The following is a 16,892-nucleotide window of genomic DNA, read 5'->3' on the forward strand; positions in this document are numbered from 1 at the left end:
GTATCACAATAATCAATTTACAATTTGAAAGGAGACCTCTATGGCGTTCCCCAAGGTAGGCAATCTTGCTCCGGCTTTCTCACTGCTTGATCAAGACGGCAAAAAGGTAAGTCTCAAAGATTTTCGCGACAAGAAAAATGTTGTTTTGTATTTCTACCCCAAGGCAATGACGCCCGGCTGTACTACTCAGGCCTGTGGTTTACGGGATAGCCAGAGTGCCCTCAAAAAACTGGATACCGTCGTGCTTGGCGTTAGTCCCGATCCTGTGCAGCGTCTTGGCCGTTTTATCGAGAAGCAGGAGTTGAACTTCAGTTTGCTGTCCGATGAGGATCATGCCATCGCTGAAAAGTACGGCTGCTGGGGCCTGAAAAAGTTTATGGGCCGTGAATTCATGGGAATTTTGCGAACCACCTTTGTGATTGGCAAGGACGGTCGGCTCAAGCACGTCATGGACAAAGTGAAGACTAAGACGCATCACGATGATGTTTTGGCTTTGATTAAAGAGCTGGGACTGTAGCGTTATGGGTTCCGGGGTTTCTCCAACAACACGCGTTGTCAGCTTCAATGCAAACGGTATACGTGCAGCTCAACGCAAAGGGTTTTTCGAATGGATGGCGCAGGAATCTCCAGATGTTGTCTGCGTGCAGGAGACAAAGGCTCAGGTGCATCAGCTCACCGATGAGGCTTTTCATCCTCAGGGTTACCACTGTGTCTACAACGATGCCGAGAAAAAAGGTTACAGCGGAACTGCGATTTACTCCCGGGTGAAACCTCGATCAGTAACCACTCGACTTGGCTGGGAGCCAGTGGACGGGGAAGGGCGGTATTTGCAGTGCGACTATGCAGGACTGTCGGTGATATCGCTCTACGTGCCTTCGGGATCAAGCAGTGAGGCCGCGCTTGAAAAGAAGTTCATCTTTATGGAGCTGTTCTTGGAGCATCTGCGGGTTCTGAAACGCAAGCGCCGAGAGTTCATTATCTGCGCTGACTGGAATACCTGCCATCAGAATATTGATTTACGCAATTGGCGCGCTAATCGAAAGAACTCGGGGTTCCTTCCCGAGGAGCGAGCCTGGCTTGATCGGATCTATGATGAAATTGGTTTCGTGGATTCCTTTCGTGTGGTTGATGAAGAGCCGGATCGATATACCTGGTGGTCCAATCGAGGACAGGCCTGGGCCAACAACGTAGGTTGGCGATTGGATTATCAGATGATTACCCCAAAGCTTGTCCCCGCTGTCAGCGGCGCATCTATCTATACCGATGAGCGTTTTTCTGATCATGCTCCGCAAATTATGGAGTACGAGCTGGAAATTAAGTCCTAGATCGATTGGCAGTTTGCTGGGGATGGGTAAAACCGTTACATTCCATCGCCACTGACAGGCGGGTGTAGTTGTACTTTGCTCGCCACATAGCCTTTTTCCATTATTGAGTTATCCCCTAAGGAGTTACCGTGTTTATTGCATCAGCCCAAGCTCAGACAGCCGCCCCCGCAGGTGCACCCGCCGGAGGCGAGCTTTTCCAGATTATTTTCCTGGTTGGCCTTTTTGTACTTTTTTACTTCATCGCCATCCGCCCTCAGCGCAAGCGTCAAAAAGAGCACTCCGCGATGGTTGCGGCACTGGGTAAGGGTGATGAGGTTGTGACCAGCTCGGGCATTCTTGGCAAGATCGTGAGTCTCGACGATAACTACGTTGTGCTCAGTGTTAGTGAAAAGGTCGAGCTCAAGTTTCAGCGTGTGCACATTCACGCCGTGCTGCCCAAAGGCACACTAAAAAGCATTGGCTAGTGAGTGATAGTCAAAACACCGGTGATATGAGGGCAGTAAGAACATGGTTGAGCTGATTAGCACCATCAACAGTATTGCCTGGGGTCCGGTAATGCTTGTTTTGCTGCTTGGCACGGGTATTTATCTAACTCTGGGACTGGGGTTCCTTACCCTGCGGAAGTTGCCTGCCGGTTTTGGACTGCTGTTTCGCGGTCGTGCTGGCGCGGGCGCGGGGGATATTTCTCCGTTTAGTGCCTTGATGACATCTCTGTCTGCAACCATCGGAACGGGCAATATCGCCGGAGTGGCGACTGCAATCACCCTCGGTGGTCCCGGGGCGCTGTTCTGGATGTGGATTACCGCACTCTTTGGAATGGCGACCAAGTATGCGGAAGCCGTGTGCGCTGTGCATTTTCGTGAGCAGGACAGCAACGGTCAGTACAGCGGCGGCCCCATGTATTACATTCGCAACGGCCTTGCCGCGCATTGGCATTGGCTTGCTTTTGCTTTTGCAATCTTCGGCAGTCTTGCAGGTTTTGGTATTGCCAACACAGTGCAGTCGAATTCTGTTGCGCAGGTGTTGAATGACAGTTATGCCATCAAGCCACTCTTTACCGGTCTTACCCTAATGGTGCTTGTTGGTGCCGTGGTCTTGGGAGGTATAAAACGAATTTCCAGTGTCGCGAGTTATCTGGTGCCACTTATGGCCAGCAGCTATTTGCTCATGGGCGTTATCGTCATCACTATGAACGCTTCTGCGGTACCCGGCGCTGTGGTTACTATTGTCGAGTCAGCCTTTACCGGTTCGGCGGCCTTGGGCGGCTTTGCCGGAGCCTCAATTTGGGCAGCCATACGTTTTGGTGTGGCGCGGGGGATATTTTCCAACGAAGCGGGTCTTGGAAGCGCGCCGATTGCCCACGCGGCGGCAAAAACCAATGAGCCTGTAGAGCAGGGCATGATTGCGATGCTTGGTACGTTCATCGATACCCTGGTTGTTTGCAGTATTACGGGACTCGTGATCGTTATCATGGACGTGCTTCCCAGCGGCGTGAGCGGCGCGAGCCTCACCAGCATGGCTTTTGGTAACGCCTTTCCCGGGGGAGACATTATCGTGACTTTGGGGCTGTGTATTTTTGCCTTTACCACCATGATCGGCTGGTCCTTTTACGGGGAGCGATGTGTCGTGTTTCTGGTCGGAACCAAGGGCATCATGCCTTTTCGAGTCGCCTGGGTACTGGCGATCCCCATTGGAACTGTCGTACAACTGGATCTGATTTGGCTCATCGCCGACACGCTGAATGCGTTTATGGCGGTTCCCAACCTCATCGCGTTGTTGCTTTTGGGGCCTCTCGTTTTTCGACTGAGCCGGGAGTACTTCCGGCGCTAGGGGCTTGTATCAGAGGATTTACCTTTTAGCCGGGTAGCGGAGTAGTTGGCTTGTTAATGCTCCGTATTTTGTAGCAAGGACTTTGCAGGGTATGCTCGCGCTATGAGCGTTTCACTCGATAAAAAACTCGTCATCGCGATTTCATCGCGTGCGCTCTTTGACTTAAGTGAAAGTCATCGGGTGTATGAAGAGGAAGGTCTCGCGGCTTACTCTGCATATCAAATAGAGCATGAAGAGCAGCCTCTTGAGCCCGGTGAGGCCTTCCCCCTCGTAGAGAAAATGCTAAGAATCAATGCTCGCTTACGTGAAGATAAGGGCGGCGATAAGGGTGTGGAGGTTGTGCTCTTGTCGCGCAATAGCGCCGACACGGGGCTGCGAGTATTCAATTCCATACAGCACTATGGTCTGACAATTAGCCGCGCGGCATTTTGCGGCGGCGAAAGCCCCTGGCGTTACATCAACGCTTTTGGCTGCCAGCTTTTTCTCTCCAGTGAAGCAGAAGACGTGCGCAACGCCTTGGAGTGCGGCATAGCGGCGGCGACGCTCGTGTCCAACAAGGGCGCCAATCGCGGATCGGACCAGCTGCGCTTTGCTTTCGATGGTGATGCTGTTTTGTTTTCGGATGAGGCTGAGCGTGTGTACAAGGCTCAGGGCCTGGATGCCTTTACCGCCAGCGAGCAGGCTTCGGCCCGCACGCCCTTGTCCGGTGGACCCTTTAAGCTGTTCCTGTCGGCATTACACGACATACAGCAGGCGCTTCCGGCCGAAGATCCGCCGATTCGTACAGCATTGGTAACGGCACGTTCGGCACCCGCGCACGAACGTGTGATTCGAACACTGCGTGCCTGGAATATTCGAATCGATGAATCTATATTTCTTGGCGGTTTGGATAAGACGGATTTTCTTCGGGCCTACGAAGCAGACGTATTTTTTGATGATCAGCCGGCGCATTGCGCGTCGGCAAGTCCACACATCGCGACTGGACACGTTCCTCATGGGGTGGCTAACGAGCGGGATGCATGAATTTCACGCCTTATACCCAAAAGGCTTGAAAGGACTTGCATCTAATGGCTATTCTTTCTAACGTCAGACCGACACGCTCAGTTTTCCGACGTACGAGGCACCCACGCCATGAAGCTTCAGCAACTCCGTTACATCTGGGAGGTCGCACATCACGACCTCAACGTATCGGCAACCGCTCAAAGCCTCTTTACCTCACAGCCTGGTATCAGTAAGCAGATACGTCTTTTAGAGGATGAACTGGGCGTTGAGATCTTTTCTCGAAGTGGTAAGCATCTAACTCATGTAACCCCTGCGGGCCAGGTGATTCTGGAGACGGCTGGCGAGGTCTTGCGCAAGGTCGAAAGCATTAAGCACGTCGCGCAGGAATACTCCGACGAAAAGCGCGGCGCATTGTCCATTGCTACGACGCATACCCAGGCGCGCTATGTCCTTCCGGACGTTATCAGTAGCTTTATTGGCAAGTATCCCGATGTGTCTCTGCACATGAATCAGGGCACGCCCATGCAGATTTCGGAAATGGCTGCAGATGGAACAGTGGATTTTGCCATCGCGACGGAGGCGATGGAGTTGTTTAGCGATCTGATCATGATGCCTTGTTATCGCTGGAATCGTTGCGTGATTGTGCCCAGAGATCACGCATTAGCCCAAGTCTCCAAGCTGACCCTCGAGGATGTAGCTGCGCATCCGATTGTGACCTATGTGTTCGGGTTTACCGGTCGATCACGTCTTGATGATGCCTTTGTTAGCGCAGGATTGACGCCCAGAGTGGTGTTTACCGCCGCAGACGCAGACGTGATCAAGACTTACGTGCGTCTTGGGCTTGGAATTGGGATCGTTGCAGACATGGCGCATAACGAAGAGATTGATGACGATTTGGTGGCGCTTGATGCCAGGCACCTGTTCGCGAGCAGTGTTACCAGCATCGGGTGTCGCAAAGGCACATTCCTTCGCGGTTATATGTATGACTTTATTTCCGATTTTGCGCCGCATCTAACGCGTGATTTGGTGACCGATGCTTTTCAGCGCAAAACCCGATCGGAACTCGATGAGCTCTTTGGTGATCTTGAGCTACCCGAGTACTAGGGGGCTGTCATTGGGTGAGCTTGCTCACAGCTTCCAGGCCCCGAAGAAAAGCGCCCACTTTGTCTGACTGTTCCTGATATTCAGCCTCCAGCTGCGAATCATAGACAAGCCCGCCGCCGGCCCAGCAATGCAGCTGCGTGCCCTCGTTAAACAAAGTGCGGATAGCAATGTTACTGTCGAGTCGTCCATGACGAGAGAGGTAGAATAGGCTGCCACACCATGCCTGTCTCGCGGCGGGTTCAAGTTCATCAATGATTTGCATGGCGCGATGTTTGGGGGCTCCGGTAATTGAGCCCCCGGGCATACAGCCCAGCAAGAGATCCAGCACACTGTATTTTGGGGATAGACGGGCAGTAACTACGCTGACCAGGTGATGAACTGTTGAATAGCTTTCCAGTGCAAACATCTCCTGTGCCCGAACGCTTCCGGGTTCGCAAAATCGACCCAGGTCGTTGCGCAGCAGGTCCACAATCATCAGGTTTTCAGCTCGCTCCTTGTCCGATGCTATAAGCGCCTGGGCTGCGAGTTCATCCTGTTGTGGATCTTTATGCCTCGGGCGAGTCCCTTTGATAGGACGAGTCTCTACGGCCCCCTGGTCTACGGTTAAAAACCGCTCGGGTGATAAACACAGCAGAGATTGGTCTTCGTTGAGAGGAAAGAATCCACTGAACGGAGCTTTGGCGATAGAGCGAAGGGTCTCATAGGCGCCGAACAGGTCTCCAGCAAAGGGGGCTGTAAAGGGTTGCCCAATGTTGATTTGATAGCAATCCCCCGCCGCGATGTAGTCTTTTACCCTCTCGAATCGGTTGCGGTAGTCCGATAAGGACCAGCGATGCGCAAATTTTTGCAGTAACTGAAAACGTGAAGGCGCTGGCGGGGCCAGACGTGGACTTAAAAGACTTTCCAGGTCCGCTCGCACGGCGTTTATCGTGACTGTTTCGCCCACCAGCCAGCTCCGCTGCTCTTTTCGATCTTGCACGATTGCCCAGGGATAATAGTGAGCCACGACAATGGGGAGCGTAGCGTCTCTTGTCGCGGGCAAGCTTTGCAGGCGCCGGCCTAGTTCGTAACTGATATGGCCAATGTAACCCCCGTAGAACGGTAGGGCGCCAACGCCCGAGTCATTGGTGATCTGATCTTCGGCTATGGCCTGCCAGCGTTGCAGTGCATTGCCAAGCTCCTCTTCGCCCGTGTCGGCCGCAAGGTAAACGCTTCTTGAGCTGTCGGCCTGGGCTGCGACGATATCAAAGCGCGCCCGTGCCGAGTCGCTGCCGCTGTCCAGGAGTACGGCCTGCCCTAGGTGCCGCAGGCGCCGATACACAGCGCAGGGGTTGTCAAAGTAGGGCAGCGGCAGTGCCTCATGCGAGATTTTTGAAGCCCTAACTGTCATGTTCTGGTAGCTCATACCTCATGCCGATAGTTGGCATAAGCTCTTGTTTAAATTGACTTTCAGTGGGCTGAGAACTAACCTGAGCCACCGCTTTTTTGCGGCTGCTACGCAATGCGTTGATACGCAGTCGGTAGCAACGCGTCTCTTGGCCGAGGCCCGTCGGGCAGGCAATAAGTAAATAAAAAGTTAATAGAAAACCCATAGAAAACAAACATTTCGCAAGAGAGTTGTTCGTATTTATGAGTGATCCATCGCAGGACAATGCCAAAGACCCAGATGCCCTTTATGCCACGCTAGGTAACCCTTTTGCGGCGGCGCAGGAGCAGCAGTTCGAAGTGCCCGGGCAAATTCACAGCGCGCCGGGTCTGTTCGAAGAAACCATGAAAGCCGGTGCGGCTTTGCAGCTCCTACCGCACACTGCGGCGGGCGTGCGAAGTATACAGCGTCAGCACCTGAAGAAGCGCATGACAGTGTGGGAACGCATTGACTGTCTTGCTGATGAGCCCCCGCGGGTGCTCTACCAGAATTGGGGCCCGAATCTGGATGGAGCATCTCTGGTAACTGCGCTGATTCGCGTAGGAGGCCGGGATGTCGCGATCTACGGCCACGACTTTACCGTCCGCGCAGGCTCTATGGATGCGACCAATGGCGAGAAACTGGCGCGATTGTTCGAGCTCGCTGCCAAGCAAAAGATACCGTTGGTAGGCCTTAATGATTCGGCGGGAGCGTACATCCCAGCCGGTGTCGGGGGACTTGATGGATACGCCGATGCTTTTACGGCATTGCGGAAGATTAGCGGAATCGTTCCCAGCATTATGTGCATGTTTGGTTTTAATGCCGGCGGCGGTTCCTACTTGCCGCGACAGGGCAGTTTTCTCATCCAGCCCAATGACACGTTCTTTGGTCTCACCGGCCCGGGCGTTGTGAAGTCGGTACTTGGAGAAGACGTCACGCCTGATGAGCTCGGTGGTCCCGGCGTTCACAGCCAGACAGGAGTCACAGACTTTGTGGTCCCGGATGAAGTTGCGGCGCTTCGTAAGGTTCGTGAGCTTCTCAACTATTTACCGAGTCATAACGGGGTGGCAGCACCTCATCAGCCGTCGTCTGACCCTATTACCCGTAAGACCTGGGATATTGATGTTCTTTTGAAAAAGGCCTTTAACTCGCCGACGGGATTTAATACGCCTATCGACATTACAGTTTTGATTCAACAGCTTTGCGATCACGGTGATTTTCTGGAGGTGCAGGCTGAACGTTCGCGTAACACCATAACGGCGCTGGGGCGCATGGGTGGCAATGTGATTGGCTTTGTTGCCAATAACTCCGCGGTAGCCTCAGGTCAGATTGATATAGGTGCAGCCTATAAGAACGCCCGTTTTATCCGCTTTTGTAATTTGTACAACATCCCCATTGTTTTTCTTGAGGACACTACGGGGTTCCTACCCGGGCGTGAGCAAGAGTCCCGGGGTATTGTGCAAGCGGGTCGTGCGATGCTGGATGCGATCGTGGACCTGCGTACACCGCGATTTTTGGTGCTGGTGCGAAATGCCTTTGGAGGTGCTTATGCCTCTTACAACAACTATGCAACCGGTGCAGACTTTGTGGTCGCATTGCCAACAACCCGGGTTGCGGTAATGGGGCCAGCGGGTGTTGAGTACGTTTATAAAGATGAGCTTAAAAAGTTGCGAGCAGAGGCGCGTAACCGTCTTACCAAGGAAACACAGGCCCAGCAAGCTGCGGGACTGAGTGAGACAGAAGCAGCCAGTGCCGCAAAGGTTCTGGTTGACGGGTGGGTCAAGTCCGAGGAGCAGCTGTTGGCGCAGCGCTATGAGCGCGAGCTCATGAACCCGAATGAGGCCCTGAGCCTCGGATCGATCTCGCAAATTGTGATGCCGTCCGATTTACGGCAGGTGCTTGCCCAGCACATGGAATTTTGTCTTCGAAACTACGAGCCAGCACCAATGGAAGGTGTACAGCGGGAATTTCATTGATTCAAACTCATTTGCTAAGGACCCGTTATCGTGTCTAACGAACACTATTTAAAAAATCCTTTGATACACCGTGACCGAAGACTTGGTCGGCAGAGCAGCGCCTGGGTGAGTCAATTTGATTGCTCGCATATGCGACCACTTATTATCTGTCGTGGCCCTATTCGCAAAGAAGCGATTGACGTTTTTCGAGAGATGGGTATCCAGCACATCGGAATTTTACTCTCTGAAAAAGACTCCATCGTGTACCAGAATGCCCTGGCGCCAGAGCTGCGTGTTATGCCAGACCCTGAGCGTATTCATCGCGTGCCAGATTACACGGGCGCGAACAAAGAGGAGCGCGATCAGAGGATCGAGCAGATAATCGGCATCGCCAAAGACAATGGATACAACTCCATCTTTGCCGGCTACGGCTTCATGGCCGAAGACGAAACCATGGTGGCAGCCATGGAATCCGCCGGGCTGAATTTTATTGGACCCTGCTCGCGTACTGTGCATGACGCAGGCCTTAAGGATGAAGCCAAGCGCACCGCATTAAAGACTGGAGTTTCCGTAACCCCGGGTATTGATAACGCTACGGCGCTGACATTGATCAAACGCCATCCCGATCACGATGCTTTGGCCGCCTTGATTCAGCGTGAGGGGCTGCCGCTTGATCCGGCAGCTTTGGATCCAGAGTTGGAGACTGCTGCTGATCAGGTCCTCGCGGCGAGCTACGCAAAAGGCGTCGACCTGTATACCGTCGAAGAACTCAGTCAAACCATTACCGAAGCCGTTCTGCGCATGAGTGATGAGTACCCCAGTAACCGGGTGCGACTCAAAGCGATCAGCGGCGGTGGCGGTAAAGGGCAGCGTATTTTGGGGATCGGTGAATCGCATCGCGCGGGCGAGATGGTTCGCGAAATCCTCAATGAAGTGAAGACAACCGGCGTTGGAGACAATAAGAACGTACTGGTTGAACTTAATATCGAAACCACGCGCCATCAGGAAATCCAGGTTATCGGCAACGGAATCTGGAGTATGAGTCTGGGTGGTCGAGACTGCTCCTTGCAGATGCACGAACAAAAGTTGCTCGAGGTGTCCGTGACACTCGATTCACTGGCACTATCGCTCGCCGAGGCCGAGGCACAAGGCAATAGCATTGAGGCGGCGGTGCTGGAGCAGGATATTCGTACGCTCTCGCAGATGGAGGATGAGGCTGCACGATTTGGCGAGGCAGTGGGGCTGGATTCCGTATCGACCTTTGAGTGCATCGTAGATCGCGACAAGCATTTCTTTATGGAAATGAATACTCGCATTCAGGTAGAGCACAGGGTGACCGAGCTATGTTATGCCCTGCGTTTTGCTAACCCCGAAAATTCGGAAGATCACTTTGTGGTCGAGTCTCTGGTCGAGGCCATGGTGCTTTTGGCGGCGCATGGTCCAAAGCTGCCAATGCCTCATCGTGTACCGCGACATAACGATAGTGTCGAAGCCCGCCTAAATGCCACGAACCAGGCGCTTCAGCCCAGTGCCGGTGGCGTAATTGAGTATTGGTCGGATGCGATTGATGGTGAGATCCGCGACGATCAGGGTATTAGTCTGCATAACCCCGATACCGATGTATTCATGAAGTACACCTTGGCCGGGGCTTATGATTCGAACATTGCCTTGCTTTTGACCGTTGGCGATACCCGGCTTGATTGCTACCAGCGCATGGCTGAGACAATTCGCCAAACGCAAATGCGCGGCAAAGACCTGGCTACCAATCTTGAGTTTCACTACGGCCTCGTGAACTGGTTTTTGGGGCAGAACATTAATGCGCGGCCAACCACGCGGTTCATTGTTCCCTACCTTACGGCAGTGGGGGAGTTAAAGAGAGAAGCACTGAACATTGATCTTGAACATGCCTGGCAGCAGGTGAGTGCGTTGGAAATAGCTGCGGTCCCCGGGGCCCCGGAGGCATCTTTAGCTTCTGCGCTGGACCTCAAGCATACACTCCTGTTGAGGCCGCTGGGTGTGTTACTGGAGCAGCCCCATCTATTGAGCGGTTGGCTCAGCGTTCATCGAGATAGCTACACCATGATTAATGGGCGTGTTAGCTGGAACGATAATCCCATGGAATTGCTCGCAGATCTTTATCACTTTCTGAATATGGATTATCTCCCGGGCGCGCCAGCGGCGGGAATGATCTGGTCACATGACCATCACATTCTGAAAGATGCCCAGGCGTTCTACACCAAGCTGGATGACCTGTTGCCCGCAGAAGACTGGCTGGCCATGCAGACTCAGCTGGACGAAGCCGCTCCTCCACAGGGCGTGGCTCTCACTCAGCAGGAGTGGGCTGCAGTGCAGGCCGCGCATCGTGGTTATCAGTCGGGCTGCTCAATTATGAGCATTCTTCCGGCTATCGCCGAGGCCACAGGGTTTTTCTCCCTGTGCGTGAATGATGACCTGACCATTAACATCCCCGAGCGTTTGAATGATTCAGATCTGCAGACAGCCATGGCCAAAGTGCTCGTGCCTCCACCGCTTGCCAAGTCCGATGAAATCATCGCTGGCAGTGGCGGCATGTTTTACGGAAGGGAAACCCCGGAATCAGAGCTCTACGTGCAGAAGGGCGACCACTTTGAAGCGGGTGATCCATTGTATATCGTTGAAGTCATGAAGATGTTCAACAAGGTCTATGCGCCCTTTGCAGGTACTGTAGAAGAGGTTTTGGTGGAAGGAGACGGCATGATTATCAGCAAGGGGCAAGCTGTATTTCGGATTACTCCGGACGAAAAGATCATCATTGAATCGCCTGAAGAAATCGCCGAGCGCCGCCGCACGGCAACCGCCCGTTATCTCGCTCAGCTCTAGATTTATCTGAGTTGGCCGACACCAGGAGTAGCACATCATGATTACCGCGCTGGACCACATAGCCGTAGCTGTACCCGATTTAGAAAAAGCGATTAAGCGTTTTTGCGAGGACTTTGGTCTCCCGTTTGATGGCCGCGATGATGTTGAGGCGGCAAAAACATCTACTGCCTTCATTCCTCTGCCGCCCACAAACATAGAGTTGGTGCATCCCTTGAATGGCGAGGGGCCTATTGCGAAATACCTCGAAAAGCGCGGCGGGGGCCTGCATCACCTGTGTTTTCGTTCCGACGACATTCACGCCGATGTGGAGAGGCTTCGAAAGAAGGGCTATGAGTTTCTTGCTGATGCACCTGCCCCGGGAGCGCACAACTCCTTAACCATTTTTATTCACCCGCGAAGCTGCGATGGGGTTCTCGTCGAACTCAGTCAGCCCACCGACGAGCACTGAGAGCGAGTCATGAACGACAGTAATAAAGCTTCAGCCGAGGACCTTGCTGCCTGGGATGCCTTGGCAACAAAGCAGATGAAGGGACGAAGCCCCAAGGATTTGATTTGGGACACGCCCGAGGGAATACCGGTGAAGCCGCTTTACACTGCGGCGGACCTTGATGGCCTTGAGCACGCCGACACGCTGCCCGGTATGGCGCCCTATGTGCGCGGCCCTCAGGCCACGATGTATGCCGGACGTCCATGGACCATTCGCCAATATGCCGGGTTCAGCACAGCGGAAGAGTCCAACGCGTTCTACCGTAAAGCTCTTGCGGCGGGCGGGCAGGGGATCTCCGTGGCATTTGATCTGGCCACACATCGAGGATACGACTCTGACCACGAGCGTGTGACCGGTGACGTAGGTAAAGCGGGAGTGGCGATCGATTCCATCGAAGATATGAAAATACTCTTTGATGAGATCCCTCTGGATAAGGTGTCGGTCTCTATGACCATGAACGGCGCCGTATTGCCTGTTTTAGCGGGTTACATCGTCGCTGCAGAAGAGCAGGGCGTGGCCCAGGAACAGCTGGCCGGCACAATACAGAACGATATTCTCAAAGAGTTCATGGTTCGCAATACCTATATCTATCCGCCAGCGCCGAGCATGCGAATCATCGGTGACATCATCGCTTATTGCTCCAAGAACATGCCGCGGTTCAATACGATCTCTATTTCCGGCTATCACATTCAGGAAGCAGGAGCGAATGCGGCTTTGGAGCTGGCGTACACCTTGGCGGATGGCAAAGAGTACATTCGCACCGCGATCGCTGCGGGTCTCGACATCGATGAGTTCGCGCCACGCCTGTCGTTCTTCTGGGGCGTGAGCATGAACTTTTATATGGAAATTGCGAAAATGCGAGCGGCACGGATGCTCTGGAACGATATCGTTGCGGAGTTTTCGCCGCAAAACCCCAAGAGTTCCATGTTGCGTACGCACAGTCAGACTTCCGGTTGGTCGCTAACTGCGCAGGACCCTTATAACAACGTTGTTCGCACGACTATCGAAGCCATGGCAGCGGTTTTTGGGGGTACGCAGTCGCTGCATACCAACGCCTTGGATGAAGCTATTGCTTTGCCTTCTGAGTTTGCTGCACGTATCGCCCGCAACACGCAGTTGATCCTTCAGGAAGAGACCGGCATTACCAAGGTTGTCGACCCCTGGGGCGGCTCTTACATGATGGAGTCGCTCACCCAGGAGATTGCGGACAAAGCACGAGAGCTAATTGCCGAGGTCGAAGAGGCTGGTGGAATGGCCAAGGCCATCGAAACCGGTATGCCTAAGTTGCGCATAGAGGAGGCAGCTGCACGCAAACAAGCCCGCATCGATCGTGGCGAGGATGTCATCGTCGGGGTTAATAAGTATCCACCGCCTGAAGATGATCCTATCGACATTCTTGATATTGATAACGCTGCTGTTCGTGAATCACAGATCGACCGCTTGAACAAAATCCGCGGGAGCCGCGATCAGGCAGCGGTTGATAGCATTTTGTCCAAGATTACAGCGTGTGCTGGGGGAGCTGAGGGTAATCTGCTGGCACTGGCTATTGATGCCGTGCGATTACGCGCTACCGTTGGCGAAATTTCTGACGCGATGGAAGCAGAGTTTGGGCGCTTCACGGCACAAGCCCAAACAGTATCGGGTGTGTACGGCGCAGCGTTTGAGAATGACGAGGGCTGGCAAATGATCAGTGCTGATATCGATAAGTTTGTAGAACGCCATGGCCGCAGGCCGCGAATGCTGGTTTGCAAGATGGGCCAGGACGGACACGACCGGGGTGCGAAAGTAGTCGCCACAGCTTTTGCTGACGTGGGTTTTGATGTCGACTTGTCCCCGATGTTTTCTACCCCGGCAGAAGTTGCCAGGCAGGCAGTAGAAAACGATGTTCATTGTGTTGGTGCATCCAGTTTGGCTGCAGGGCACAAGACCCTCGTTCCACAATTGATAGCCGAGTTGGATAAATTAGGGGCGAGCGAGATTGTCGTGATTGCCGGAGGTGTGATTCCTGAGCAGGACTATCCAGCTTTAAAAGAAGCCGGCGTGCGCTGCATATTTGGTCCCGGTACCGCTATTCCTGAGGCCGCACGCGAAGTCCTTGAGGCTGTTAACTCGGTCAGCGGCTGACTCAGGTGTCGCAAATTGATGCTCACAGCGTTCGAACAGGAAACCGTCGTGCGCTGGCTAAGGCGATAACGCTCACTGAGAGTTCACTGCCGGCGCATCGAGAGCAGGCGCAGGAGCTTCTAGAGAAACTGTTGCCGCACACGGGCAATAGCGTTCGTATCGGCATCAGCGGCGTCCCAGGGGTGGGTAAATCCACATTTATTGAGTCCTTCGGCCAACTGCTCCTCGCAGCCGGTCACAGGGTTGCTGTGCTAGCAGTTGATCCCAGTTCTCCCGTCGCCGGTGGCTCCATCATGGGTGACAAGACCCGCATGGAACAGCTGTCGCGAGAAGAAAACGTGTTTATTCGACCCACACCCTCTGGGGGAACGCTCGGAGGTGTTGCACAAAAAACGCGGGAAACTATGTTGCTGTGTGAAGCTGCGGGGTACGACGTAATTATTGTAGAAACTGTGGGGGTAGGGCAGTCCGAATTTCAGGTTGCCGGCATGGTGGACTTTTTTATGCTGTTGATGCTTCCCGGCGGAGGCGATGAGCTTCAAGGTATCAAGAAAGGCATTGTCGAGCTCGCTGACGCCATGGTGATCAACAAGTCAGATGGAGACGGTGAGCGCATCGCAGCGGTTACTCAGTCTCAGTATCAATCGGCGTTTAGCCTGCTGCGCAACGATGCACATTGGACCCCCGTGGTCATGCGCTGCTCGGCGCTCGCAAAAACGGGTTTGGAAGAGGTGTGGACGACTATCCAGTCCTACGTTGATGCGACGCGAGAAAGTGGTTTTTTTGAACGACAGCGCGCTACGCAGAATCGGGAATGGATGCAGCAGTTGGTGCAGGCAATGCTCCTGCAGCGCCTGAAAGACAGCGACGCGGTGACCCGGGAGCTTCCGCTGCTGGAGTCCGAGGTCGAAGCGCAGCGTATGACGCCCTACGTGGCTGCACGGCGAGTGATTGAGCTATTGGATAAAAGCTAGCTATGGCGTATCGGCAACTTGAGAAACTGATGAACCTCCACGATGGGTATCGCAAGATTGTGGCTTTTCAGGGGCGCCAACTGTTGCTACTTCAGGAAAACGGCGAACTGCACCTCATCGATCGTCATTGCCCTCATGCCGGCCAGGTGTTGGACCAGGCCAAAGTAGAGGGCGAACTTCTTACTTGCCCCAAACATCTCATGCAATTTTCTACACGAGATGGTCGGCCGAGCGGTGGCGCCTGTGGAGGGCTTGGCGTGTATAAGCTAGCATATGAGGGTAATAGCGTTGGGATTGAAGAATGATGGGAGAGCCGTTTACGAGGATCAACTTAACAAATGTGAGGCTTTTTGCCGCGCGACGTAGTTGTCTGTTAACGCGTGTTTTTTTGTTGTGCTGTTGCATGAGTTCTGCCGGTTCCCACGCCCTGGGGACGCAGGTGCTGAGCAACTTCAACCAAGTTTCTTCGGGCGTGGTTCAACGGCTGGGCGTAAGTGAGCTAATCGCCATTCCATTTGTCACCGATGGGTCCTACACGGAATTTGACGGCGTGATGCTCACGGCCACGACCCTCTTTGGGCCGGGACTATTCTTTGTAGAGATTTGGGGCGTTGATGCCTTCGCGCAGCCGGCTAACGTAGTGGCGACGCTTGCAGGGCCCAGCGCACCTTCCGGCTTAAGCTCCTATACGGGGTCGCTTAGCCTGCTGCCTAACACTTCGTATTTTTTGGTATTGGGAATCCGAAATGGAGGCTCGCAAATACAGCTGGATACCATCGACGGTAATGGTACGGATGCCGCGCCAGCGCCGATATATCAATTCGGTACCGATACCACCGGTGATGACAGTGCGAATCTGGTGAACAAATGCGTGGGAACTCGGGCCAATGATTTTGTCACCATTAGTTGGAACTGTGGCGGTCCAATTGTTCGACGCTTCTTTCCCAAGGTTCAATTTGTGGCGGAGCAGCTTGCACTTTCTCCAAACTTCAGTCTCACTGCGTCGCCCTTGTCTGTGGATTTTGGCCTTGTAGTAGCGGGCTCCAGCAGCTCACCGGTGTTGGTCACCATTGAAAATGATGGCTCGGTCGATCAGCCCCTGGGGCTGCTCACGGTGGGTGCTCGATTTGCATTGGCTAACGACAATTGCTCGTCCACAACATTAACGCCAGAGGCAAGCTGTACCGTGGAAGTGATATTTACCCCTGATCATGGAGGCTTGACCACGGGCACGCTGATCATCCCGGCAACGAATGATCCGGTGGCGACCTATGGCTTGCCTTTGGCAGGCCAGAGTGATGACCCCGTAACAGTGCTACCCCCTTTCGCAGTGCCGAGAGCCGTACCGCTACCTATTACAATGACGACTGTTTTAGGTCTGATCGTGCTACTGATTTCTGTTGGGCGCTTAAGGCTCCGTTCCAAGGGCTTGCGCGCAAAGTGACTGCCCTGATGGGGGTAGTTAGTCGGCACGGTACGCTTGATCGTACGAGGTTGGTGTGAGTCCAATCTATCCTCGCTTATGGCGGTGTACGCAGATCGCCGTGCGGTCGTGATTCCGGTGTAGTATTTGTGTTTCCATAAACTTAAGGATGTGCGATGCGACTTCTCGGTATGGTTCTAGCGCTTGGGGCGATCGCCTGGGTATTGCTAAGCGCTTCAGGTGGGGGTTCGGACAGGGGGGTTCTCCCCGAGAGCTATCAAGAGCCCATGAATAAAGCGGAGTCACTTGAACAAAGCTTAGAGGATGCAGCACAAGACAGGATCAAAGCTGTGGGTCAATAGAGCGCTACCCATAGAAATACTGGACCGTTACTAGCGCAGTCC

Annotated in this window: 14 protein-coding genes; 13 read left to right on the plus strand and 1 reads right to left on the minus strand. The window is 53.7% G+C overall.

The annotated features are described in order from the left end of the window. Positions 1-40 precede the first annotated feature (40 nt). The 6 genes from bcp to cysB all read left to right on the plus strand — a co-directional run bounded on the left by bcp (position 41) and on the right by cysB (position 5,261). Entirely contained in the window at positions 41-517 is a 477-nt protein-coding gene (gene bcp / locus R0135_RS02525; protein WP_407348692.1) for a thioredoxin-dependent thiol peroxidase, read from the plus strand. Between the two features lie 4 nt (positions 518-521). Further along, entirely contained in the window at positions 522-1,325 is an 804-nt protein-coding gene (locus R0135_RS02530) for an exodeoxyribonuclease III (RefSeq protein WP_407348693.1), read from the plus strand. Positions 1,326-1,453: 128 nt separating this feature from the next. Next, positions 1,454-1,789 (plus strand): preprotein translocase subunit YajC, encoded by a 336-nt coding sequence (gene yajC, locus R0135_RS02535; protein WP_407348694.1) that lies wholly within the window; start codon positions 1,454-1,456, stop codon positions 1,787-1,789. 43 nt (positions 1,790-1,832) lie between these two features. Continuing rightward, on the plus strand, positions 1,833-3,155 hold the full coding sequence (locus R0135_RS02540; protein ID WP_407348695.1) for an alanine/glycine:cation symporter family protein: 1,323 nt from the start codon (positions 1,833-1,835) through the stop codon (positions 3,153-3,155). 102 nt (positions 3,156-3,257) lie between these two features. Then, positions 3,258-4,178, plus strand: coding sequence for a 5'-nucleotidase (locus tag R0135_RS02545; RefSeq protein ID WP_407348696.1), 921 nt, complete (start codon positions 3,258-3,260; stop codon positions 4,176-4,178). Positions 4,179-4,286: 108 nt separating this feature from the next. Beyond that, positions 4,287-5,261 (plus strand): HTH-type transcriptional regulator CysB, encoded by a 975-nt coding sequence (gene cysB / locus R0135_RS02550; RefSeq protein ID WP_407348697.1) that lies wholly within the window; start codon positions 4,287-4,289, stop codon positions 5,259-5,261. A 7-nt stretch (positions 5,262-5,268) separates the two neighbouring features. Here cysB and pabB read toward each other — a convergent pair whose 3' ends face one another. Continuing rightward, the gene (gene pabB, locus R0135_RS02555; protein ID WP_407348698.1) at positions 5,269-6,651 is read right to left on the minus strand and encodes an aminodeoxychorismate synthase component I; all 1,383 of its coding nucleotides are present in this window, start codon (positions 6,649-6,651) and stop codon (positions 5,269-5,271) included. A gap of 239 nt (positions 6,652-6,890) precedes the next feature. Here pabB and R0135_RS02560 point away from each other — a divergent pair, with 239 nt between their 5' ends. The 7 genes from R0135_RS02560 (at position 6,891) to R0135_RS02590 (ending at position 16,509) form a co-directional block, all read left to right on the plus strand. Next, positions 6,891-8,642 (plus strand): acyl-CoA carboxylase subunit beta, encoded by a 1,752-nt coding sequence (locus R0135_RS02560; protein WP_407348699.1) that lies wholly within the window; start codon positions 6,891-6,893, stop codon positions 8,640-8,642. 30 nt (positions 8,643-8,672) lie between these two features. After that, a complete protein-coding gene (locus R0135_RS02565; RefSeq protein ID WP_407348700.1) occupies positions 8,673-11,480 on the plus strand; it encodes a biotin/lipoyl-containing protein in 2,808 nt (935 codons plus the stop codon). A 37-nt stretch (positions 11,481-11,517) separates the two neighbouring features. After that, entirely contained in the window at positions 11,518-11,928 is a 411-nt protein-coding gene (gene mce, locus R0135_RS02570) for a methylmalonyl-CoA epimerase (protein ID WP_407348701.1), read from the plus strand. A 9-nt stretch (positions 11,929-11,937) separates the two neighbouring features. After that, the gene (scpA, locus tag R0135_RS02575) at positions 11,938-14,091 is read left to right on the plus strand and encodes a methylmalonyl-CoA mutase (RefSeq protein ID WP_407348702.1); all 2,154 of its coding nucleotides are present in this window, start codon (positions 11,938-11,940) and stop codon (positions 14,089-14,091) included. A gap of 5 nt (positions 14,092-14,096) precedes the next feature. Then, entirely contained in the window at positions 14,097-15,065 is a 969-nt protein-coding gene (meaB, locus tag R0135_RS02580; protein WP_407348703.1) for a methylmalonyl Co-A mutase-associated GTPase MeaB, read from the plus strand. Between the two features lie 2 nt (positions 15,066-15,067). Then, positions 15,068-15,370, plus strand: a complete 303-nt coding sequence (locus R0135_RS02585) for a Rieske (2Fe-2S) protein (protein WP_407348704.1) — start codon at positions 15,068-15,070, stop codon at positions 15,368-15,370. A 98-nt stretch (positions 15,371-15,468) separates the two neighbouring features. Then, positions 15,469-16,509 (plus strand): choice-of-anchor R domain-containing protein, encoded by a 1,041-nt coding sequence (locus R0135_RS02590; RefSeq protein ID WP_407348705.1) that lies wholly within the window; start codon positions 15,469-15,471, stop codon positions 16,507-16,509. Positions 16,510-16,892 lie beyond the last annotated feature (383 nt).

The sequence above is a fragment of the Congregibacter variabilis genome (assembly GCF_045689235.1).
GTDB lineage: Bacteria > Pseudomonadota > Gammaproteobacteria > Pseudomonadales > Halieaceae > Congregibacter > Congregibacter variabilis.

Bases quoted from the DNA above. Each gene is read 5' to 3' on its own strand.
- cysB (WP_407348697.1), top strand. From the start codon at position 4,287: ATGAAGCTTCAGCAACTCCGTTACATCTGGGAGGTCGCACATCACGAC.
- R0135_RS02560 (WP_407348699.1), top strand. From the start codon at position 6,891: ATGAGTGATCCATCGCAGGACAATGCCAAAGACCCAGATGCCCTTTAT.
- R0135_RS02530 (WP_407348693.1), top strand. From the start codon at position 522: ATGGGTTCCGGGGTTTCTCCAACAACACGCGTTGTCAGCTTCAATGCA.
- R0135_RS02545 (WP_407348696.1), top strand. From the start codon at position 3,258: ATGAGCGTTTCACTCGATAAAAAACTCGTCATCGCGATTTCATCGCGT.
- R0135_RS02585 (WP_407348704.1), top strand. From the start codon at position 15,068: ATGGCGTATCGGCAACTTGAGAAACTGATGAACCTCCACGATGGGTAT.
- R0135_RS02590 (WP_407348705.1), top strand. From the start codon at position 15,469: ATGAGTTCTGCCGGTTCCCACGCCCTGGGGACGCAGGTGCTGAGCAAC.
- R0135_RS02540 (WP_407348695.1), top strand. From the start codon at position 1,833: ATGGTTGAGCTGATTAGCACCATCAACAGTATTGCCTGGGGTCCGGTA.
- pabB (WP_407348698.1), bottom strand. From the start codon at position 6,651: ATGACAGTTAGGGCTTCAAAAATCTCGCATGAGGCACTGCCGCTGCCC.
- mce (WP_407348701.1), top strand. From the start codon at position 11,518: ATGATTACCGCGCTGGACCACATAGCCGTAGCTGTACCCGATTTAGAA.
- scpA (WP_407348702.1), top strand. From the start codon at position 11,938: ATGAACGACAGTAATAAAGCTTCAGCCGAGGACCTTGCTGCCTGGGAT.
- bcp (WP_407348692.1), top strand. From the start codon at position 41: ATGGCGTTCCCCAAGGTAGGCAATCTTGCTCCGGCTTTCTCACTGCTT.